The organism is Arthrobacter sp. 4R501 (genome assembly GCF_002929755.1).
In the GTDB taxonomy this organism is placed as follows: Bacteria; Actinomycetota; Actinomycetes; order Actinomycetales; family Micrococcaceae; genus Arthrobacter.
The window spans coordinates 1-19,604 of record NZ_PJIW01000006.1; the positions used below are offsets into that span (position 1 = coordinate 1).

Sequence of the window (19,604 nt, forward strand, 5' to 3'; positions counted from 1 at the left end):
CGGGTCGTTACCTACACGGCCCTGATGCGGGATGAATACCCGCCGTTCCGCCTGGACCAGGGCGCCCGGGAAGTCCACGAGCGTTTTCCAGGTGCGGGCGACGCTAATACGGTGCGCCCACCATCCCCACCGGATGGTCCTACAGCGCGCGGTTGAGGCTCCGTTGAAGCAGCAGGGCCCCCAGTACCAGCAGCGCCGCGGCCATAGCGGCGAGGACCGCCAATTGAGGCAGGATGTCGACAAACCCGCCGTTGTGTCGCTGGACTATGGCGAAAGCGTCATAGGCCCAGCGGTGCGGGGTGGCCCGCGAAACGGTCTGAAGAGTTTCAGAGAAGAACTCCGGGGGCACCATGGAACCTCCCAGGCCCGCCAGTACCAGGCCCAGGCCCACTCCGACGCCGGAAGCTGCGGCGTCGTTGTCCAGGACAGAGCCGATCACCATGGCGGCCGCGGCGGAGACTGCCGCAAACAGGACCAGGATGAGGCCGGCCAGGAGCGCATTGCCCCAGTCGACGCCAAACAGCAGCGCGGTCCCGAGCATGATGTAGCCGCCTTGGACCACTGCGATCCCAAAGCGCCCCAAGGACTGCCCGGCAATGGCCTGCCAGCTTGTGACGGGAGCTGACATCATGCGCGCGATGACGCCGAGGCGCCGGGCCTGGATCAGTGTTGCCGCTCCGGTGAGGGAGCTCAGGAAAACAAACAACAGAAGCTGTTGGGCGGCGCCCAGATCGAACTGGCCCAATCCCGTGAATTCCTGGGTCACATTGTTGGTGTCCACGATCTCCAGGCGCGGCAGCTCCACGGCATCCCGGGCCGCTTCCAGTGCCGCGGCTGCTTCAACATGGCCGACGCCTGCTGCCTCGATGGCGGCAAGCTGGCGCTGCCCGGCGTCGACTGCCTGCACCGAGGCGCGCACCGACTGAAGCGCAGCCTGCGCGGCAGACTGTGATGCCATCACCACTTCCACATCAGCGGGCCGGCCGTCATCAAATGCCATGGCGGCGGCATCGCTTATGAAGACGCCGACGTCGGTACGACCCCGGCTCAGGTCGGCCCGCACAGCGTCCGCGCCTCCGGACGTGACCCGGAGTCCGTCCGCCGTCAGCCGGCTGGCCAATCGCTGCTCCAGTTCGGTCCCTGCTCCTCCGGCCAGCGACACATGCGACTGTCCGCTGGCGGCACCGAACTGCGAGCCAAGCAGCAGTATCAGCAGCAGCGGGAAGATGAACACAAAAAAGATGTTGGACCGGTCCCGCAGGAAGCGCCGGACCTCCACGCCCGCAACGGCCAGGATGGTGCTCATGCCCGGGCGCCCCGGTCCGGTACCAGCCGGGAGGCCAGCGTGCACACGGCGGCGAATCCCAGCATGACGGATAGCGGGACCACCACATCGGCCAGCCCGCCGCCCCCCGCTGAGATGCCCAAGCCGCGGATAAAGGCGCCTATCGGATTCAAGTCCATGAGGGTGGCAACGCCCCCGGAAGCTTCGACCGGAAAGAAAGCGCCTCCGGCGATGCCGAGCACCATCGCGAGGATGGACTGGGCAACATTTGCCTGTTCTGCGGTGCGGACCATGCGGGCGACGATGAACGTCATGCTGGTAGCCGCTGCCGTTACGCCGATCACGAGGGATCCCACCACCAGCGGTGAGCCGAAGGACACTCCGAACAGTGTGGCACCGGCGGTCAGCAGGACTGTTGTCGCTGCGATGCCCAGAATGAACCCCACCAGGGCTTTGGCAGCGATGATTGAACCTGGCGCCACAGGAGTCGACTTGAGGCGGGCCAACGTGCCCTGCTCCCGTTCCGCCAACAGCCCCAGGACCCCGAATCCCACGGTGAAAAGGAGGAAGAGCCCGGTTTGCCCCGCAACCAGGCTTCCTCGCAACGAGAGCTGTTCAGCAGATGCCGTACCCTCAGACAAGGTCAGCACCGGTGTGCCGGTGGCAGTCCGTTGGCCGAGGGCTGCGACGACGTCGTGGGGGAGTCCGGCCCGCTCTCCTGCCGCCGCCGTGACTGTTCCGGCGCCAAACTGGTCAAGGAGGCTGTCCACCGCTGAGATGAGGACGTCGGTTTCGATGCCCAGCCGGTCGCCCTCGACCACCTGCACGGACACAGCCTGGCCCGACGTGACGGCGGCAGTGAAGTCCGCGGGGATGACCAGGCCGAGATCGGCGCCGCTGTCTTGCGTTTCCTGACGGACAGCAGCGGCTGAAACTTCCCTGACCGTGAGATCCATGATCTCCAGCGAGTCAAGGGCACTGATCAGGGCGCCACCAAGCTGTCCGCCGTCTTCATTACTGGCAATCACCGTGGCCGGCTTCAGCTCGACACTATCCGCGCCTAACCCGCCGAGAGCCAGATTCAGGACACCCATGAGGGACAGCGGCACAACAAGCGAGAAAATGAAGACAGATTTATCGCGGATACGTTGCCTGAGGTCATTCGCAACCATCGTCCAAATGTTACGCACTTCAATCCCTCAGGGCCTTGCCGGTGAGGTGCAGGAAGACGGATTCCAGGTCCGGCCTGGCAATCTCCACCGACGTCACCGCCATTCCCGCTGTGCCCGCTCCAGTGACAATGGCTGGCATGACACTCGGTCCGTCCCGGACGGTGAGAATGAGGCCTGTCCCCCCGCCGTCGACATGCTGCACGCCGGGCAGGGCCTTCAGGGCTGCCGCTGCCGCGCTCGTGTTGCCGCTGCCACGAAGGTTGATGCGGTCCACCCCGCCGGTCAGCCTGATCAGTTGGTCCCTTGTCCCTTCAGCCTGGACACGGCCTTCGTCAAGTATGGCGATGCGGTCACACAGCCGTTCCGCTTCTTCCATATAGTGCGTGGTGTAGAGCACCGCCATGCCCTCCGTGGCCAGGCCCTCTACCGACTCCAGGATGGAGTTCCGGGACTGTGGATCAACGCCCACCGTAGGCTCGTCGAGAATCAGCAAGGTGGGACGGTGGAGCAGGCCGATCCCGATGTTCAGCCGGCGCTTCATCCCACCTGAAAATTTCTTCGTCTGTTCACCGGCCCGGTCGGCCAGCCTGATGAGTTCCAGCACCTCGTTTGTCCTTGTATTCAGTTCCTTGCGGTGCAGTCCCTGCAGTCGGCCGAAGAACCGCAGGTTTTCCCTTGCGGACAGGTCCGGATAGATCGCGAGCTCCTGGGGAACCAAGCCAATATGTCCCTTAGGGCGCGTCAACGTCGGAGCCATGGCTTCGCCAACCACAGTGACCGACCCGGCGTCGGCCGCGATCAGCCCGGCCACCATGGAGATGATTGTGGTCTTGCCTGCACCGTTGGGCCCGAGGAGGCCGAAGGTCTCGCCCGCTTGGATGGTAAAAGAAACCTGATCAACGACCGTTCGTTCGCCATAGCGTTTTACCAGACCGTTGACTGCCAGAACTTCCTCGGTGCGGGTCTTGATGTCCGCCGTCGCCGTTTCACGCATGTCAGGTGCCTGCGGGACAGAGATCTTTGATGTGACCGGTTCCGGCGCATTCACGGACATCTTGGATGGCGACAGCGGCGTGGCGTTTATCCGGGTACGGCCCGGAAACGGCGAGCACCGTCCCGTCCGGTGCCACAAGCGTGAACCGCACCTTTGATTCCTCATCCGTGAATAATTCGAATGATCCTGCCATGCGCTTACTCCTTGCAAAACTTCGTCGTTCGGGTGATGGGCGGCGGTAGTTGTGCCTATGCTTCCAGAACGGGACTTACACCGTCAGGGACAAAGGTCCCGGAACGTCTCTTAAAGTCGGACCCAATGGGTCCGAAGGCCCCTAGCCGTGGCCGCCAGCCGGCCCTAAGGTCGTGTCCATGAGTCCAATAGCCCTCAGGGCCGCGATTGTGCGTTTCCCGCTGGTTGCCGCCACACTGGCGGTCGGGGGAGTCGTCACCGTGTTGCTGGCAGCCGGGGAGTACCCGGCGGCCCGATGGACAGCAAGTGTTTACGCGCTTCTGGTGGCCGTCATCCGGTCCGGCTCCATGGTCAGGGCGTTGCTGGGTGGCCGGTGGGGGATTGACCTCCTTGCCGTGACGGCCATCGGCGCTACCGTGGCCGTGGGCGAATACGTGGCGGCCCTGATCATTGTGCTCATGCTTGCCGGGGGTGAAGCCTTGGAAGACATCGCCCAAGGAAGGGCGACGCGCGAGCTGAGGTCCCTGCTCGAACGCACCCCCCAGACGGCCCACCGGGAGCGGAACGGCGGTCCGCCCGAGGATATCCCCGCCGCAGCAGTCCGCCCCGGAGACTTCCTCCTGATCAAACCGTCGGAGGTGGTGCCCGTAGACGGTTTGCTCCTTACCGCCACCGGCAGCTTCGATGAATCCATGTTGACGGGGGAGAGCCTGCCGGTGGAACACATGACGGGCGACACGCTGCTCAGCGGATCCGTTAACGGCGATAACGCTGTGACCATGACAGCGACATCCACGGCGAAGGACTCACAGTACAGCCAGATTGTGGCCCTGGTCCAGGAAGCTGCATCGAGCCGGCCGCCAGTGGTCCGGCTGGCCGACAGATACGCCATTCCGTTCACGATTCTGGCCTTCGCCCTGGCCGGCGTGGGCTGGTATTTCAGCCAGGACCCGGCGCGCTTTGCCCAGGTTCTTGTGGTCGCTACCCCTTGTCCGCTGCTCATTGCCGCTCCGGTGGCGTTCCTTGCCGGCACCAGCCGGGCCGCCCGTTCGGGGATCATCATTAAGAACGGCGGCACCCTCGAACAGCTTGCCCGGGTGCAGACGGCCGTGTTCGACAAAACCGGCACGCTCACCCACGGCCGGCCAACACTGCATGGCATCAGGATGCCGAATGCGGAAGCCGGGCTGGTCAGCAAGGACCGGCTGCTGCAGCTTGCCGCTTCGGCAGAGCAGTACTCCTCCCATGTGCTTGCCGCTTCGGTGATTGAGGCCGCCCGGCAACGCGGCCTCGAGCTCCTGCCGGGAAGCGACGCGAACGAACACGCGACGCAGGGAGTCACTGCAACGTGCGGCGACCATCGGGTGGTGGTGGGCAAACCTGACTTTGTCCGGTCTGTCACTTCTGGTTTTGAGGAGGCCGACGTGGCCGGCGGACAACTTGCGGTCTATGTGGGTGTGGACGGACGCTTCGGGGGAGCGCTGATTATGAGCGACCCGCTGCGGGATAATGCGGTGGACACCCTGGCTGGCTTGCGCCGGCTGGGCATCCAGGAAACGCTTCTGCTGACTGGCGACGCCCTGCCCACGGCAGAACAGATTGCTGCCCAGGCCGGGATCACCCAGGTCCAGGCAGGCTGCTTGCCCGGTGACAAAGTTTCCATCGTGGCAGGACTGCGGAAACGCCCTGTCATGATGGTGGGCGATGGCGTCAACGACGCCCCGGTCCTGGCCGCCGCCGACGTCGGTGTCGCCATGGGCGCCAGGGGATCAACCGCGGCGAGTGAGTCGGCCGACGTCGTCATCATGCTTGACGATCTATCGAAAGCAGCGCTTGCCGTCGAAATTGGCCAGCGCACCATCCGGATAGCGCTGGCGAGCATCTGGACGGGCATCCTGCTCAGCGTCGGACTGATGGTTGCGGCAGCCTTTGGCTGCATTCCCGCTGTTGCGGGCGCACTCCTCCAGGAGTTGGTCGACCTGGCCACGATCCTCAACGCGCTTCGGGCCCTCCGAAGTGGAGGAAGGGGAAACACGACGGCGGTAGGAGGCAGGCCAGTCAGCGTCGCCGGCGTGAGGTGAGCACCGACGTCGTGAGCTGCTCTGTGCCTGCCTGGACGTCAGAGCTGCCCGGCGTCCAGCGGCGGCCACCAGCGCGACGGGGGATTGATCACGAAGCTCCGGCCGCTGACCTCGGAGGGCGTTACGCGCACCAGATGATCCTTGCTTCCGGCCTCCCAAGGCGAGAGCCCTGCATCGGCGGCCTCCTGGAAATCCTCCTGCGAGTCCACAACTGCAGCGGTGCCCTTGATGACGACGCTCCAGGCGATAGTCCCGTAGGTATTGAGGCCGTCCGCTTCCAACGCGATGGGACTGCCGCCGAGCACCGCGTCCAGCTTGGTTCCCGGGCGGTGCGGAACACTACGGTCCCGTAATCGGGGATGTAGTTCACGGGGAAAATTTCGGGCTCACCGTCAGTGGTGACAGCAACCCGGCAGACCGAAGCTGATCGGAGGTATTTCCAGCAGTCATGAACGTTGAGGATTTCCGTCTGAGGTCCCGAAGCGTTGCTTTGCATGCTCGCAGGCTACTACATCTGGAGTTAGCTGCGGTGGATTGGGGTTATCACCGTTGGGCACGGCAAATGGGTCAGAACCGCGTGAGCTGTGGAACCCAGCAGCAGCCGTTTGAATCCGCCCCGGCCCCGGCTTCCCACCACCAGCATCTGGGCTCCAGCGGCGGCCTTTACGAGAGCTGCGGCCGGCTCCATCTCGGTTTCCAGGACTTTGTGGACCACAAGGTCCGGGTAATCCTCGGCCAGGCCGGAGACTGTTTCGGACAGAACCACCTGCTCCTCGTCCTCAATTCGCTGGGCGAGGTTCTCCGTGAGAGCTCCTCTGTCGATCCACCGGTCAGGTCCGCTGAAGGCATGAACGACCGTCAGCTCCTGGCCCTCCCGGTCTGCCTCCGCGGCAGCGTAGGCAACGGCCTGGGTGGATTCTTCGGACCCGTCAACGCCCACGACGACGCCCCGCCCGCCTTCTGGCTCCTGAATTCCGATGACCGCAACCGGGCACTTCGCTGCGGCGGCGACCTGTAGTGCACGGTCGGTCAGCGAACCACCCAAATGGGCGGCACCGGACCCGACCACCAGCATCGACACCTGGGTGGAGTACTTACGTAACGAGCCGGCAACGCTGCCTTCCAGAAGTTTCGTGGTGGTCTCAATCGGGACTGTGCCCCTCACGCGCCCGGCAGCGGCTTCCAGCAGTTCTTCGCCCTTCTCCACCAGGATCGCGGTCCACGGGATGGGTTCGGCCATCCAACGGTCGTCAACAACGTGCAGAACGATCAGCGGCAGGCCAGCGTGGGAAGCCCGGCGGGCCGCCCACTGCACGGCTGCCTGGCTTTGCGGAGAGTCGTTGGTGGCGACGGCGATCGGTTTAGACGTTCTCACGGCTGGTCTCCCTTTTTGTCTGGGTCGGGGCTATGAACAACTAGGACGGGGCAGTGCGCATGGGCCACACAGGCTGAGCTGACGGATCCCAGAAGCAGGCCTCCGAATCCTCCGTGGCCGCGCCTGCCAACAACGATCATGTCCGCGTGTCGGCTAGCGTCTAGAAGGGAGTCCCTGGGGTGCCCCCGGACGACTCGTGGAATGACGTTCGGCGGAATCTCCTGCCCGAAGGCCTGTTCCAGGGCTTCGGTGAGGATGATCATGACGCGTTCCTCGAAGCGGTCTATGCCCATCGCCACATATCCGGCGTATACCTGCGGATCATCCCAGTAGGCGGTGGCCAGTACCTTGGCTCCAAGCGGGACAGCCAGCCGCTGGGCCTGCCGGAGTGCTTCCACCGAGGCCTCCGACCCGTCCACCCCCACCACGAACATGGCACTATCTGACGCTGACTCCTCCATGACAGGTTCCCTTCAGTACGCGCTGGCTGCCTCTCCAGCCTGCGGCAGACAGCAGCGGAGCTGTAGGGCCGAAAGTCACTTAGAAACTCGACGAACTGCCTGAGCCGGAAAAGCTACCGCCACTGCTGCCGTAGCCTGTGCTTCCGCCTCCGCCCCGGGCCGAGCTGACGCTGCCGACGCCGGTGTTCAGGCCGGAGTTGAAGGCAGGAACCGAGAAGAAATAGTAGGACGGATAGACAGTGCCGAGGATGCTGGGTTCGTAAGTTCGCCTGTCGTGGCGGTCCGTGCCTTCCTGCGCATTCTCCATCTCCCTGCGCATGAGTTTGGCTTCGCGCTCCGTCTTGGCAAAGCCCTCGATCACGGCTTCCGCGTGCTCCTTCAAGAGGTTGGACAGACGGCTGCGGGCGTCACGAAGGTGGTTCAACGCCGTTTCCGGTGTGATCGTCCCGCCTGCAAGTTGGGCGGTCCAGCGCTCTACCTCCTCCAGGCTCTGGTCGCGGAAGAACCTGAGGGAGGCAGCGGTGGCGGAGCCGCCCTGCCCGTGACGCTTGCTGAGAAGTTGTTCGAGGCCGGCGAGGTCGCTGCGGAAGGGTGCCAGCTGCCGGTCCCAGGCGGTGGGCCAGGTGCTGGCCCGGTTCAACAACGCGTTACTGTCCGCGATGACGTCGTCCAGAGCGTCCAGTTCAGCGGCCGCATCGGCATACTCCCGCGCGAGCTTAAGGCTGGATCGGCGGGCCAGCGCCTTCGGTGTGAGGGCATGTACCCGGTTCGACAGCTCGGTGGCGGCGCCGTACCGGGTGCGGAAGTTGCGGTGCTTCTCCAAGACGCTGCTGCCGTAGAGGGAGGACTCCGGGATGGTGCTGGCATTCAGTTCAGTGACGTCCAGATCCATACTTACGCTGGCGTAGCTCCTGTCTCCGCGTTCCAGTTCCTTCCGGCTGCCGGCCCTGGTCACTGCCCGGACTGTCAACCACGCGCCGGCGCCGAGAGCGGCGGCCGCTCCGATCACCCACGAGGTGATCACGAAGGCAGCTGACTGGTACCAGGGCTGGTTGATCAGTTCAGCGCCGCGCCGGACTCCGGCGATGGTCCCGTCCGTCCATTGGGCGTCCCGCAGGAGATCCTTGGCAGCGCTCTGCATGTCATCGCGTTGTTCCAGCGAGACCTTGCGGTCCTCGCCCATGTAGGTGCCCACATGCCGGCCCACGGGATCCAGTGCGAAGATGAAGAGCCCGTCTGCCCACTTCTGCCCGTCGGGGCTGATCCATTCCGGGTGTTCGGTCCGGGCAAACCTGAGGACCTCTTCGTTCAGGTTGTCCGCAGTGCTCCCGTTGTAGGTGTACAAAGCCACTTTGGTAGGGGAGTGGAACTCGATCGAATTGATGGCAGGGACCAGGGTGTTGAGGTCCAGTACTCCCGCCCAGTCCTCCACAACGACGTCGACAGGCGTGACCGCGCAGGCTGCGGGGCTGCTGCCGAGCAGTACCGCAAACACCAGCAGCAGCAGCAGCCTGAACTTCTTCAGCATCAGGTGGCCGGCCAAACGATCCTCGTTTGCCACTTCTGCGGATCGGGCTCGGATGGTGGCCCGTTCAGATAGTACTCCCACATCGTGTCAGAAGGCGTCTTTCCGGCCTTCTTCATCTGGTCCTGGAGGGCGGCGTAGGTCTGAGGCAGCGTGTCGTAGGGTCCTATGTGCATTGCTTCGAAAGCCTCGGCCTCGGGAAGGGTACTGATCACCACCGTCCCGGTGTCCGCGAGGGTGCCCCTGACCGGAAAGCCGGCTTCGACGTCGACCGTCTGGGTGGGCGTCCCGCGGTAGAGGGCAAACGGCGGTCCGGCCAGTTGGACGTTTTGTCTCTGGGCTTCCGCAGCCACGGCGGCGAACGCGCGGCTGAAGAACTCCGGTAGTGCATCCATGGCGACTCTTTCCCGCAGGACGGCGGTTGGCTGCTCGGCGCAGTGGACTGTTGTTGGTTCCGGGTTCACTGCATCCATGGACCGTGCCTGGGCGTTAGTTGCCGCGTTCTGCCAGAGTCCGATCACATTTCCTTCGCTGTCCCGGAAGTAGGCATTCCAGCCGGAACCGGGAACTTCCATCGTGCCCCGTATCGTCCCGCCTCCGAGACGGCTTATCTGCTCAAGCGCAGCATCGATGTCCTCGACATCGATCGTGACCACCGGGGCCTGGAGCATGTCTCCGCGGCGGAAGATCCCTCCGTTAATGGACCGGGTCTCCGTGGCCCTGCCCTGGTCGTTCACCGGTGTGGTCATGGCCAGGCTGTATTCCATCTCCGGCAGCACCTGGAAGCTCCAGCCGAACACCGATCTGTAAAACTCCCTGGCGCGTTCTTCGTCGTCTGCGGGGATTTCGAAATGCACTACTCCACCCATTGGACTCACCTTTCTGAAGTGGGGGCGTTTATTGCGCTTATCTTGCTGTTTCCAGGGGAATTACGTCGATCCCGGTCCCCTGACCGGCAGCCGGACCGATCACCAGCAGAATGCGCTTGGCCGTGACGCCAGCAATTGCGTTCAGCACGTGTTCGACCAGCTCCTGTTCAGCCGGCAGGGCGCCGTCTGTGGGCGGTTTTTCCTGTGCCGCGTCGGCCCTTCTCCACACGGTGACTTTGGCGCCGGTCACGTCGGTGATTGCTTTGGATAAGGGTTCCGGAGAGGAGGCGGTCACTAATGTGACCTGGTCGACGGTGTGCGCCCTCGGCGGGGAAGAGGCCGCCAGGACGTGTTCGCGGCGCCACAGGGCAAAGTGATAAGCCGCAACGAAGCCGGCCGCCACCAGGAGGCCGAGCGGCGTGCGGATACGGTCCAGGAGGCTGCCTCCGGTTACCTCACCCAGCAGAAACTCGAAGAGCCGGTAGCCAATGACGAGGAGGGCGATCAGCGCCACCACGGCGCTGATGCCGAAGAACGCAACGAGGTAAACACGCCTGCCTGGCGGAATGGAGTCCGCGGTTCGCGGTTGCCGCGTAGGTCGCCACGCCCGCCACCAGACCGGACCGCCCACAATGAGGGAACTGATACCTCCCAGCAGGAGGGTTCGTGTGCCGGTGCCCGCGAGGGGTGAAACGGCCACGGCAAGCGAAGCATTGATGACTACGCCGACGCCGGACGCAGCCGCTGCCAAGGCAACCCCCGACGTCACCAGCCGACTCGCACGCCGGGTGGCAACAGACCGATGAGCCCCGCTGACGCGGTGATAGCGCCACACCAAAGCACCGACGGCAGCGGCGGCCATGGCTGGACCCAGCGGGGCCAGCAGTTCGTTCATCGGCTCACCCGGATCGAATGCCGTTCTGAGGAGCACAAAAACCACGACGCCGGCGCCACCGAGTGCGGTGATGCCCGCCGCGAAGATCCCCACGCCAATCAACGCCACATCCACCAGAGTGGTGTCCAGTTTTCGCCCGCCGCCCCGAAGCCAGTGCCACCGCCATACGATACTTCCGCCGATGGCCCAAACCATCGCCCGGAGCACCGACTGCCACCACGCGTCCCCGCCGGGGGTGAGGCTGATGTACCCCCGGATTGCGACGTCAAGCAGGCCGCCCAACGCCGTGATGGCGGCAACCGCGCCCACCACCAGCCCGAAGACCGAACCGATCACCGCCGGAACATCCTCAAGGTGGACTGGATGTTTGACGGGGTGCCGCCACATCCAGCGGTGCCAGACGAAGATGCCGGCCCAGACAAGCCCACCCGACAAGGGCGAATACCATTGAGGTTCCGCCCGGCCGATGAACGACGCCGCCATCCCGAGGAAGGCCGTCACAGACGCCATCAGTGAGACCGCGTAGACGGCAGACAAGTACAGGCCCCACCCCACTGAGCTGCGCTCCGCGCCGTCGTCGAGCCTTTTCCAGACAACCCACCACAAAAGCGCGGCGAGCGGTCCTCCGATCAGCGTGAACGCCAGGGAACGGGCAACACCGGCCACATCGGTTGACGCCAGCACCGCGCCCGTGCGGAACAGGCGCTCCAAAAGACCGCTGAGCCCTACCGCCGCGATCACCACCAAGGCGAACAGCAGCACGTAGAGGATCAGGCGGCGGAGGGTGAGTTGGGCGGAACCTGCCGCTGAAATTGTCGTCGGCACTTGGAAAGTCATGGCTTCACTGACGATCCGGTGCACGACAGGAGCTGGTACGGTGCCTGGTCCACGAGCCATTTGCCATCGGTCTTCACCAGGGAGAAACGATCCTCCATCTCGTACTCGGACGGTCCAAACGGACCGCCCGAACCTGAACTGACCACGGAGACCTTTATGAGAGCCGAGTTGCCTTTTTCGGTGGTCGAGATCAGGACCACGCGGGTAGGCAGCGGGCCGTTTTCACGGTGGTCGGCGCATAAGGAATTGGCTGCCTCCGTGAGGTAGGAATTGGCTGTGGCCGGATCGCCGTCGATGACCGCGGTGCTGTACCGCTGGACGACTCCCTGGGGTGTCGACCCGTCCAGTGCCTCTGGATCGCCGCGTGTGAAAACGACTGCCAGTGCGACTATTACCAACAGCACAATAGCGGACACGATGGCGAGGAGAATCCGGTCGGGCTTTCCCGGCGCTGCGTTCATGCCGCCAGTATGGCCTACGGGTTGCCCCCTTCGTATGTGTCTTCCGGCCCTATTTCGGCCCAGCTCACATCCTTCTGTCCTGCCGGTCAATGAGATCCAGTAGCAGGAGGAGAAAGCCAAGCTCAGCCAGTCCGGCGGCGAAGTACACGGCTTGGAGAATGCTGAAGGGCACGAATACCATCTGGATGAAAATCCAGATGAGGATCGAAAAGCCCGCCGTCGCACTGGCTAGGGGCGCCCACGGATGGCGACGGATGAGCAGGATGAACGCGCCCAAGTGGATTCCGCCGACAATGAGCGCGAGCAGGAGCCCTGGAACCAGGTAGGTGCTGAATGGCGAACCCTGGAGGAGTTCCAGGGGGAGTGCCATGTCGGATGGAATGCCCAGGCGCTCCGGGCCAAGCAGTGTGCCCACGACCATTACTTTCCCGCCGATGATCGACGTCAGGGCCACCATGCCGAGCACGACGAGCAGTGAGGCTCTGCGCATGTTTCCTCCTATGGGGCCGGCGCCGTCCAGTGCCCTATCGGTTCAAGAGCACTCATAGGAGAGGCTACTGAATCCGGGATGCGTCATGGAGTGGTTGCCCACGCTATGTCCTGCCGCAACGATCTCGCTGACTCCTCCAGGATTCGTGGCAGCCCAGCTCCCCGTCAGGAAGAAGGTGCCGGCCACTCCTTTTGCGGACAGCGTTGACAGTATTCTCGGCAAGCCCGCTGCGTTGGGCCCGGCGTCAGCGCCACCGCGCGCCCTGCGCCCGGGAGAACCGTCAGGTCCTGGCCTCTCAGCGACGGCGTGACCGGCTCAGCCGGCGGCGGAGCGGATGTCTCGGTCTGTGTCGGCTCCGGCTGTGTCGGCTCCGGCTGGGTCGGCTCCGGGACAGGAGGTACGGTCACGGGCGGCGGCCTGCCGGGCTGGGCAGCGATCACCACAGCGATCACCACAGCGGTCACGACGGCGAGCACCACCGCGACGGCAACCACGCGCCGTCGTCCGCTACCGGATGTTGGCAATGTCACGGCTGCTGGCCCGCTGTTCGAAACAGGCGGCCGAGGAGCACGCGTCGAGTCCGAGCTGCTGCTCAGGGCGCAGAGCTTGTGTTGCAGCGTCACCGGCGCAGCTGTGACCTCGGTGATGGGCCGAATTTCGTCATGAGCCATCATGCGGAGCCCCTCACCTGCCATGAGGATGCGTGACCGCGTACCTCGAGATCGAGGAAGGGTTGCAGGTGGTTGACCGGGCCCAGACGGGTCGTTCGGGTACAAAACGGCCGAAGAAATCCTTGGCCGGGGGGAGCCCCGCCTGGTTACGGATGGCGCTACGACCACGACTTCGTAGCCGGACACAGAATCGACCTCCTCCACGGACCGGCACTCGACGTCGACCAGTCCAACTGCCAAACGGGAGGCCATCCGTTGGGCTACTCCCGGGTGGAACCCAGCGCACTTACATAGGCAACGAGGACCGTCATGATGAAACCGCCCACATTCCTTTCTTAGACTTTGCTGGTGTGGGCGCTACGCTGCCTCGGGCGGGGTTACTATTCCTGCGGTATCGCCACCATCGATGACGAACTCGGCACCGGTAACGAACGAGGATTCGTTGGATGATAAGTACAGGACGAGGTCCGCAACTTCCCCTGGATGGCCCATGCGGCCGAGCGCCACGTGGCTCATGTCGATCGCCATTCCTGCTGTCATCGGGGTGGAGATGACGCCAGGATGGATGGAATTGACTCTGATGCCATGGCGGCCGAGGTCCAGGGCAGCACTCTTGGTGAGGCCACGCACGCCGAACTTCGAGGCAGTGTATCCGGGAATCTGTTCATAGCCGCGGATGCCGGCAATTGAGGAAATGTTTATGATGGCCCCTCCTTTGGATTGCTTGAGGGCCGGTATCGCGGCCTTGATCCCATTGAACGTGCCGGTCAGGTTGACCCCGATGACGGTATTCCATTGCTCCAATGTGTAGTCCTCGATCGATGCGAAGTTCACGATCCCTGCGTTGTTTACGAGGATGTTCAGACCCCCAAATGTCTCAACGGCGGCCTTCACCGCGGCCTCCCAGTCGCTCGGATTGGTCACGTCCAGATGAACGTAGAGGGCGCCGGAGCCTATGCGCTCGGCGGTTTCCTTCCCTTCCTCATCCAGCACATCGCCGATGACAACCTTTGCCCCTTCGCCGTGCAGCCTCGCCGCCGCCGCGGCTCCAATGCCGCGTGCACCCCCGCTGACCAGGGCTACCTTGTCGATGACGCGTTCCATGTGATGCTCCTAATTCCATGCCGAGGATAGCGGTGATTCTGCAGGCTTGCGTCGAAGCTGGCCGGAAGGCTCGAGGGCCCAACGCTTGGCTGGACGCCGCAGCTGAGGGAGGGGTGTCCGAAGTTCCATTCGCTGCCTGATCCATGATTCGCCGGTTGCTTGGCGCACAACAGGGCCGAAAGTCACAGACCCGGGCCTTACGGTTGGTGTCACTCACAAAGGCGAGTGCTGCCTCCAGACGTTCGATGGCGCGGCGATCACACGGTTCCGTTGCTGGCGTCATTTCTGTTGCGCTTCCCGCGGCCCCAGCCATCGTGAACGCGCCTCAACAGGGCGACCTTGTGCGAGCCGCAACACAAATGCACGCAGGAAACTGTCACCGGCGCCGACGGCGCTGACCACCGACACCGACGGAGCGGGCAAGCGGATGAAACTCGCGGCTTCGTCGTCTGCGGGGATCTCGAAGTGAATGACCACACCCGTTGGTCCTGCCTTTTATTTGTTCGTGACCCCCGCCCGATCAGTACGGTCATTGCGTGTTCACGTCCCCACAACCCGAAGTGATAGACCGCCACAAGCCCAGCTGCGAGCAAGAGTCCAAGCGGCGCGCGAACGCGGTCCACGAGACTTGCCGTGGAGGCTTCGCCCAAACCAAGGCCGCTGGCTCCCCGCAGGCGAAACAGCCACCAGCGGGACAATGCCTGATGTGTGATGACCAAGGAGTACGCGGTCTGGCGTTTGGTTCATCCTCGGTTGTGGATCGACTGGCACGCGGCTCGCCTAAGCGCTGGAACGGACTACCCCAGTCCTGCCCGCGTTGCGTCGTCGAGCGCCGTTCTCCACGACATCGGCGTGGTGAAGTCAAATACCCTGGGCTGGTCCTGCATGAAGTCCTGGACACCCGGCGTTCAGTCCGTGCTGCTGGGCATCCAGGGTCCGGCGCTCTTGACCCGGCCAGCCTGAGAGCCGGACGCGGCCTAATCAGCTTGTTTGCCCGCTGGTTCCGTGTCCCCGCGACGATGTCGAATCGAGCGCAGGCCACCATCGCGTGGGTGCATTGATGACAAACCGCCTGCCGCTGATCTCCGTGGGTGTGACCCGCACCAGACGGTCTTTGGATCCCGGTTCCCAGGGCGAAAGACCCGCCTCCACGGCTTCTTGTATGTCATCGTGGCCCGCAACAAGCTCGGGAAATCCCTTGACGACGACGCTCCAGGCAATCGTGCCGTAGGCGTTGAAACCGTCGGCCTCCAACGCGAGCAACCCCCCGGACAGCACGGCATCGAGTTTGGTTCCCGGGCCCGTCCGGAATATCACCGTTCCGTAATTAGGCACGAAGTTCACGGGGAAGATCTCCGGATTTCCGCCGGCGACAACCGCAATTCTGCACGTGGAAGTGGACCGGAGATACTTCCAGCAGTCATGAACACTCAGGGCTTCAGTTTCCGGTGCCGACGACGAACCATCCATGGCGCCGAGCCTACACGTTGACCGGATCCGCGAGTAGGCCCATAGGCCCTGGTCGCAGCCCGGTTCCAGGATTGTCCAGACCCGGCGGCTGAACATGACCAGAGGGACCTTCGGCACTGCCGGCGGCCACGGAGCGGCCATAGGCTTTCGGGTACTACCTGCGTCATCTCATCCGAGCTAGGACGCACCCACCAACTCAGGAGCAGGCAGCATGGAAAGTGACGAACGACCCGGGACCGTGCTGTCCGACGCCGAATCGTGGACAGTGCTGGAACGAAGCCAGCATGGGCGCCTTGCCATCTGCGTTGCGGGTGAGCCTGACATCTATCCCATCAACTATCTGGCCCACGACGGGGTGCTGCTCCTGCGCACGAATCCGGGCACCAAGCTGGCCGGGCTGACGGTGAACGACAAAGTGGCCTTTGAAGTGGACGACGTGCTCGACGATGAGGCCTGGAGCGTGGTGCTGCACGGCACGGCCAGGGCGATCGAGTCGCAGACGGAGATCGACGAGGCTGACAAGCTGCCTCTCAGGCCATGGATTCCGACCCGCAAATACACCTATGTGGAGATCGCTCCAACCCGGATCCATGGCCGCCACTTTGAACTTGGCGAGGAACCGGAACGGTACTGATCGTTGCGGGTCCCAGTCTGGACCGCCCGTCCCTGCGTGCCCTGAGAGCGATCAGGATTGTGGCGAGATCCACGAGTTCGTGCAGGAGCGCGCCGGCTACGGCGGGGACGTAGCCGTAAGGGATCCTGCTCAGCATCAGGCTGATGCTGAGCAGGATGCCGGTCCAGATGCTGGTGCGTGCGATGCGGATAGTGCGCTGGCCGGTGGCCACGGTGGCGGTTTTGGACAGGTCATCGAGCATGATCACGACGTCGGCCGACTCGCTGGCCGCGCACGACGACGCTCCATGCCTTCTCGGTCTGAGCACTGTAGCCGCCGATTTCCAGGGCACCGGTCCTTCATGGTGGCCCAGAATTTCGTCCCGACCCCTGTGTGGAAGACGATGCTGCCTTGGTCCAGTACATAGTTCACGGGGAAAATGTCGGGGCGGTGATCGACGATCACCGCGAGCCTGCCCACGGTGGTGCTTCCGAGCAGTTCCCGGCATTCGTCCGGGGCGAGCCGTTCGATGAGGTCCTGTGGTTCGTTCATGCTATTCGGGTCCCGCCCGAGTGGCGTCGTCCAACGGGCTCCACCATGTCAGGGGAGGGGTGACGGTAAAGCGGCGTCCGGTAACCGACGTGGGGACGATTCGGATGGACCAGGGGCGATGCCGTGACTTTCGGCCCTGTCACGTACCGTCATTGTTCGCCAGTCTTAGAGAAACGTCAACGCGACAAAGAGGAAGGTGCCACCATGGCCACAGGCACCAGGCGCGGCATGATCATCGTCGGCGTCGATGGCTCCGCGGCGTCCGTTGAGGCCCTGCGTCAGGCCCAGCGACTCGCCCTGCCACTGGGCGCCTCCGTCGAAGCCTGGGGGTGCTGGGACTTCCCGGCAGGGTTTGCCGCCTACGACGCGATGGGGGTCGACGGGTTCGCCCACACAGTGGCCGAAGGCCTCCACAACGCCATGGCCGAAGCCTTCGGCCGCCAACAGCCACGAAACGTCAACACTAAACTCGTGCACGGATCCCCCCGCCCCGCACTGATTGAAGCCAGTAAACACGCTTCCTTGCTCGTTGTGGGACGGCGCGGACACGGAGGATTCCGCGAGCTGCTGCTGGGCTCGGTCACCACGGCGTGTGTCGCACACGCCCACTGCCCCGTCCTCGTCGTCCCGGCACCCGGGCCCACCGTGAACCCACAGCCCCGCCCCGCACACGCCTCGGCGGCCGCCCCGAAATCACGAATCCCCGAAGGAGCATGATCCCGATGAAGAAATGGACGCGCTGGCAGGACTGGACCGTCATCGCCGCCGGCGCATACGCGGCACTGTCGGTACTGTGGACCGCCCAGGCAGGGTCCTCCACCGCCCTCATGGTGACCCTGGGCGCCTTGCTGATCGTGGGCGGAGCGACCAACCTGGCCTTGCCCGGTTTGCCGGCCGCCGAATGGGCCCAAGCCGTGCTCGCGGTCGCACTCATCCTGGCACCGTGGGTCGGCGGCTTCGCCTCGAGCATGGGTGCTGCGTGGAGCGCATGGATCCCCGGCGCTGCCGCCCTGGCCGTCACGGCTTTGGCCATCAAGCCCAGCACCGAGGAATACCGGCACCACCACATCGTGCCGGCCCCCTAACCAGCCAGCCACTTCCGACTGCCCCGCCGTTGGCGGGGCAGTCGGAACCCCGCCCATTTCCCCGGAGGGTCGGAAATGAAAAGCAAACACCCGGCGCGGCTGCGGTTTTTCGGTGCAACCGACACCGTTACCGGGTCCAGGTATCTTCTCGAATCAGGTGGCACCCGGATCCTGATTGATTGCGGTCTGTTCCAAGGCTACAAACGCATCCGCGACCGCAACCGCACCCCGTTCCCGGTGCCTCCGGCCTCCATCGACGCGGTCCTCCTCACCCACGCCCACCTCGACCACACCGGCTACGTCCCGGCCTTGGTGCGGGACGGCTTCACCGGCCCGGTTTACGCCACCCACGGAACCAGCGAGTTGTGCAAATTGCTGCTTCCGGACAGCGGCCACCTGCAGGAAGAGGAAGCCCGCTACGCCGAGTACCGCGGTTCCTCGGTACATTCCCCTGCACTGCCCCTCTACACGGCAGCCGATGCGGTCAAGTCCCTGAACAGTTTCCGGCCCCAGGACTTTGACGCTCCTCTGGAGCTCGGAGACGGCATCGAGGCCACGTTCCTTCCTGCCGGGCACATCCTGGGAGCAGCCCAGATCCACCTCAGCGCCGAGGGACACTCCATCCATTTCACCGGCGACCTCGGCCGCGCCGATGACCCGCTCATGTTCGCGCCCCGCGACCTGGAAAGCGTCGACGTGCTTGTCACCGAGTCCACCTACGGCAACCGGACGCACCCGGCGGAACACCCGGAAGATCTACTCGGCGACGTCGTCCGGCGGGTGGCCAAACGCAACGGGGTCATCCTCATCGCCGCATTCGCAGTCGGCCGCGCAGAGACGCTGCTGCTTCACCTTTCCCGGCTGCGCCACAAAGGCCTCATCCCCGACATTCCGGTCTATCTCAACAGCCCCATGGCCATCGACGCGTCCTACATGTACCGGAAACACCGGGAAGAACACCGGCTCCGCGCCAACGAGTTCGAAGAGATGTACAAGCTGGCCACCATGACGCGGACGGCAGATGACTCCAAACTCCTCAACCTCAGGGGAGGGCCCATGATCATCATCTCGGCCAGCGGGATGCTCACCGGCGGGCGCATCCTGCACCACATCGAAGCCTACGGCCCGGACCCGAAGAACGCCCTGATCCTCAGCGGCTACCAGGCCGGCGGAACCCGCGGGGCTGCCCTCACGGCCGGAAACCATGACCTGAGAATCTACGGACAGGACGTCCGGATCAGGGCCGAAGTCATCCCCATTGAAGGCTTCTCAGCCCACGCCGACGCCGATGGCATCATCCGCTGGATGCGCACCGCACTACAGGCGCCGCGCATGACCTACATCACCCACGGAGAGCCCGAAGCCTCCGATGCCCTCCGCGCCCGAATCAAGCGCGAAATGGGCTGGAGCGCAAGGGTCCCCGAATACCTCGAGTCCATCCAGCTGGAGAACCCGCACTAATGCCTCACATT

23 protein-coding genes and 2 pseudogenes are annotated in these 19,604 nt (G+C 64.1%); 7 read left to right on the plus strand and 18 right to left on the minus strand.

Annotated elements, in window-relative coordinates:
• Positions 1–139 precede the first annotated feature (139 nt).
• Genes CXR02_RS06850 through CXR02_RS06865 form a run of 4 tightly spaced genes read right to left on the minus strand, consistent with a single transcriptional unit; the run spans position 140 to position 3,644 of the window.
• Positions 140–1,306, minus strand: coding sequence for an ABC transporter permease (locus tag CXR02_RS06850; RefSeq protein WP_104061304.1), 1,167 nt, complete (start codon positions 1,304–1,306; stop codon positions 140–142).
• Positions 1,303–2,457, minus strand: coding sequence for an ABC transporter permease (locus CXR02_RS06855; RefSeq protein ID WP_104061305.1), 1,155 nt, complete (start codon positions 2,455–2,457; stop codon positions 1,303–1,305). Before CXR02_RS06855 ends, CXR02_RS06850 begins: the two co-directional genes overlap by 4 nt.
• Before the next feature lie 19 nt (positions 2,458–2,476).
• Positions 2,477–3,451 (minus strand): ABC transporter ATP-binding protein, encoded by a 975-nt coding sequence (locus CXR02_RS06860; RefSeq protein ID WP_104061306.1) that lies wholly within the window; start codon positions 3,449–3,451, stop codon positions 2,477–2,479.
• Position 3,452: 1 nt separating this feature from the next.
• On the minus strand, positions 3,453–3,644 hold the full coding sequence (locus CXR02_RS06865; RefSeq protein WP_104061307.1) for a YegP family protein: 192 nt from the start codon (positions 3,642–3,644) through the stop codon (positions 3,453–3,455).
• Between the two features lie 178 nt (positions 3,645–3,822).
• On the opposite strand from CXR02_RS06865, the gene CXR02_RS06870 reads away from it, so the two are divergent.
• Positions 3,823–5,724: a heavy metal translocating P-type ATPase gene (locus CXR02_RS06870; protein WP_104061308.1), complete on the plus strand. Its 1,902-nt coding sequence runs from the start codon at positions 3,823–3,825 to the stop codon at positions 5,722–5,724.
• 38 nt (positions 5,725–5,762) lie between these two features.
• On the opposite strand, the pseudogene CXR02_RS23250 reads toward CXR02_RS06870, so the two are convergent.
• The 9 genes and pseudogenes from CXR02_RS23250 to CXR02_RS22815 all read right to left on the minus strand — a co-directional run bounded on the left by CXR02_RS23250 (position 5,763) and on the right by CXR02_RS22815 (position 12,823).
• A pseudogene (locus tag CXR02_RS23250) lies at positions 5,763–6,220 on the minus strand (pyridoxamine 5'-phosphate oxidase family protein).
• Between the two features lie 24 nt (positions 6,221–6,244).
• Positions 6,245–7,099 (minus strand): universal stress protein, encoded by an 855-nt coding sequence (locus CXR02_RS06880; protein WP_104061309.1) that lies wholly within the window; start codon positions 7,097–7,099, stop codon positions 6,245–6,247.
• Positions 7,096–7,560, minus strand: coding sequence for a universal stress protein (locus CXR02_RS06885; protein WP_104061310.1), 465 nt, complete (start codon positions 7,558–7,560; stop codon positions 7,096–7,098). Before CXR02_RS06885 ends, CXR02_RS06880 begins: the two co-directional genes overlap by 4 nt.
• Positions 7,561–7,639: 79 nt before the next feature.
• Positions 7,640–9,121: a DUF5129 domain-containing protein gene (locus CXR02_RS06890; protein WP_308470666.1), complete on the minus strand. Its 1,482-nt coding sequence runs from the start codon at positions 9,119–9,121 to the stop codon at positions 7,640–7,642.
• Complete coding sequence (locus CXR02_RS23175) at positions 9,088–9,954, minus strand: GyrI-like domain-containing protein (RefSeq protein ID WP_308470667.1); 867 nt, start codon at positions 9,952–9,954, stop codon at positions 9,088–9,090. The genes CXR02_RS06890 and CXR02_RS23175 overlap by 34 nt, the downstream gene beginning before the upstream one ends.
• A 37-nt stretch (positions 9,955–9,991) precedes the next feature.
• Positions 9,992–11,686 carry a DUF5671 domain-containing protein gene (locus CXR02_RS06905; RefSeq protein ID WP_104061311.1) on the minus strand — a complete coding sequence of 565 codons (1,695 nt, stop codon included), beginning with the start codon at positions 11,684–11,686 and terminating at the stop codon, positions 9,992–9,994.
• Positions 11,683–12,147, minus strand: a complete 465-nt coding sequence (locus tag CXR02_RS06910) for a hypothetical protein (RefSeq protein WP_104061312.1) — start codon at positions 12,145–12,147, stop codon at positions 11,683–11,685. The genes CXR02_RS06905 and CXR02_RS06910 overlap by 4 nt, the downstream gene beginning before the upstream one ends.
• A gap of 64 nt (positions 12,148–12,211) precedes the next feature.
• Positions 12,212–12,637, minus strand: a complete 426-nt coding sequence (locus CXR02_RS06915) for a hypothetical protein (protein WP_104061313.1) — start codon at positions 12,635–12,637, stop codon at positions 12,212–12,214.
• Positions 12,638–12,679: 42 nt separating this feature from the next.
• Positions 12,680–12,823 carry a polysaccharide deacetylase family protein gene (locus CXR02_RS22815; protein ID WP_258060870.1) on the minus strand — a complete coding sequence of 48 codons (144 nt, stop codon included), beginning with the start codon at positions 12,821–12,823 and terminating at the stop codon, positions 12,680–12,682.
• 120 nt (positions 12,824–12,943) lie between these two features.
• On the opposite strand from CXR02_RS22815, the gene CXR02_RS22820 reads away from it, so the two are divergent.
• Positions 12,944–13,303 carry a hypothetical protein gene (locus CXR02_RS22820; RefSeq protein ID WP_258060844.1) on the plus strand — a complete coding sequence of 120 codons (360 nt, stop codon included), beginning with the start codon at positions 12,944–12,946 and terminating at the stop codon, positions 13,301–13,303.
• A 362-nt stretch (positions 13,304–13,665) separates the two neighbouring features.
• On the opposite strand, the gene CXR02_RS06935 is transcribed toward CXR02_RS22820, so the two are convergent.
• Both CXR02_RS06935 and CXR02_RS06940 read right to left on the minus strand, forming a co-directional pair.
• Positions 13,666–14,412 carry a glucose 1-dehydrogenase gene (locus CXR02_RS06935; protein ID WP_104061314.1) on the minus strand — a complete coding sequence of 249 codons (747 nt, stop codon included), beginning with the start codon at positions 14,410–14,412 and terminating at the stop codon, positions 13,666–13,668.
• A gap of 279 nt (positions 14,413–14,691) precedes the next feature.
• Positions 14,692–14,889, minus strand: a complete 198-nt coding sequence (locus tag CXR02_RS06940; protein WP_258060845.1) for a PfkB family carbohydrate kinase — start codon at positions 14,887–14,889, stop codon at positions 14,692–14,694.
• 234 nt (positions 14,890–15,123) lie between these two features.
• Between CXR02_RS06940 and CXR02_RS22325 the strand changes: the two genes are divergently transcribed.
• Positions 15,124–15,375 (plus strand): hypothetical protein, encoded by a 252-nt coding sequence (locus CXR02_RS22325; RefSeq protein ID WP_104061315.1) that lies wholly within the window; start codon positions 15,124–15,126, stop codon positions 15,373–15,375.
• A gap of 18 nt (positions 15,376–15,393) precedes the next feature.
• On the opposite strand, the gene CXR02_RS06950 is transcribed toward CXR02_RS22325, so the two are convergent.
• Complete coding sequence (locus tag CXR02_RS06950) at positions 15,394–16,023, minus strand: pyridoxamine 5'-phosphate oxidase family protein (RefSeq protein ID WP_308470668.1); 630 nt, start codon at positions 16,021–16,023, stop codon at positions 15,394–15,396.
• Positions 16,024–16,093: 70 nt separating this feature from the next.
• Here CXR02_RS06950 and CXR02_RS06955 point away from each other — a divergent pair, with 70 nt between their 5' ends.
• Positions 16,094–16,516, plus strand: coding sequence for a pyridoxamine 5'-phosphate oxidase family protein (locus tag CXR02_RS06955; RefSeq protein ID WP_104061316.1), 423 nt, complete (start codon positions 16,094–16,096; stop codon positions 16,514–16,516).
• A gap of 243 nt (positions 16,517–16,759) precedes the next feature.
• Here CXR02_RS06955 and CXR02_RS06965 read toward each other — a convergent pair whose 3' ends face one another.
• Together CXR02_RS06965 and CXR02_RS22830 are read right to left on the minus strand one after the other, a co-directional pair.
• Positions 16,760–17,047 (minus strand): pyridoxamine 5'-phosphate oxidase family protein, encoded by a 288-nt coding sequence (locus CXR02_RS06965; RefSeq protein ID WP_258060846.1) that lies wholly within the window; start codon positions 17,045–17,047, stop codon positions 16,760–16,762.
• 1 nt (position 17,048) lies between these two features.
• Positions 17,049–17,153 (minus strand): annotated as a pseudogene (locus CXR02_RS22830) (pyridoxamine 5'-phosphate oxidase family protein); the annotation flags it as partial.
• A gap of 98 nt (positions 17,154–17,251) precedes the next feature.
• On the opposite strand from CXR02_RS22830, the gene CXR02_RS06975 reads away from it, so the two are divergent.
• From CXR02_RS06975 to CXR02_RS06985, 3 genes are all read left to right on the plus strand, one after another.
• Complete coding sequence (locus tag CXR02_RS06975; protein ID WP_104061317.1) at positions 17,252–17,764, plus strand: universal stress protein; 513 nt, start codon at positions 17,252–17,254, stop codon at positions 17,762–17,764.
• A 5-nt stretch (positions 17,765–17,769) separates the two neighbouring features.
• Positions 17,770–18,132, plus strand: a complete 363-nt coding sequence (locus CXR02_RS06980; protein WP_104061499.1) for an SPW repeat protein — start codon at positions 17,770–17,772, stop codon at positions 18,130–18,132.
• 75 nt (positions 18,133–18,207) lie between these two features.
• Positions 18,208–19,593, plus strand: a complete 1,386-nt coding sequence (locus tag CXR02_RS06985) for an MBL fold metallo-hydrolase RNA specificity domain-containing protein (protein ID WP_104061318.1) — start codon at positions 18,208–18,210, stop codon at positions 19,591–19,593.
• The last annotated feature ends 11 nt before the right edge of the window (positions 19,594–19,604 follow it).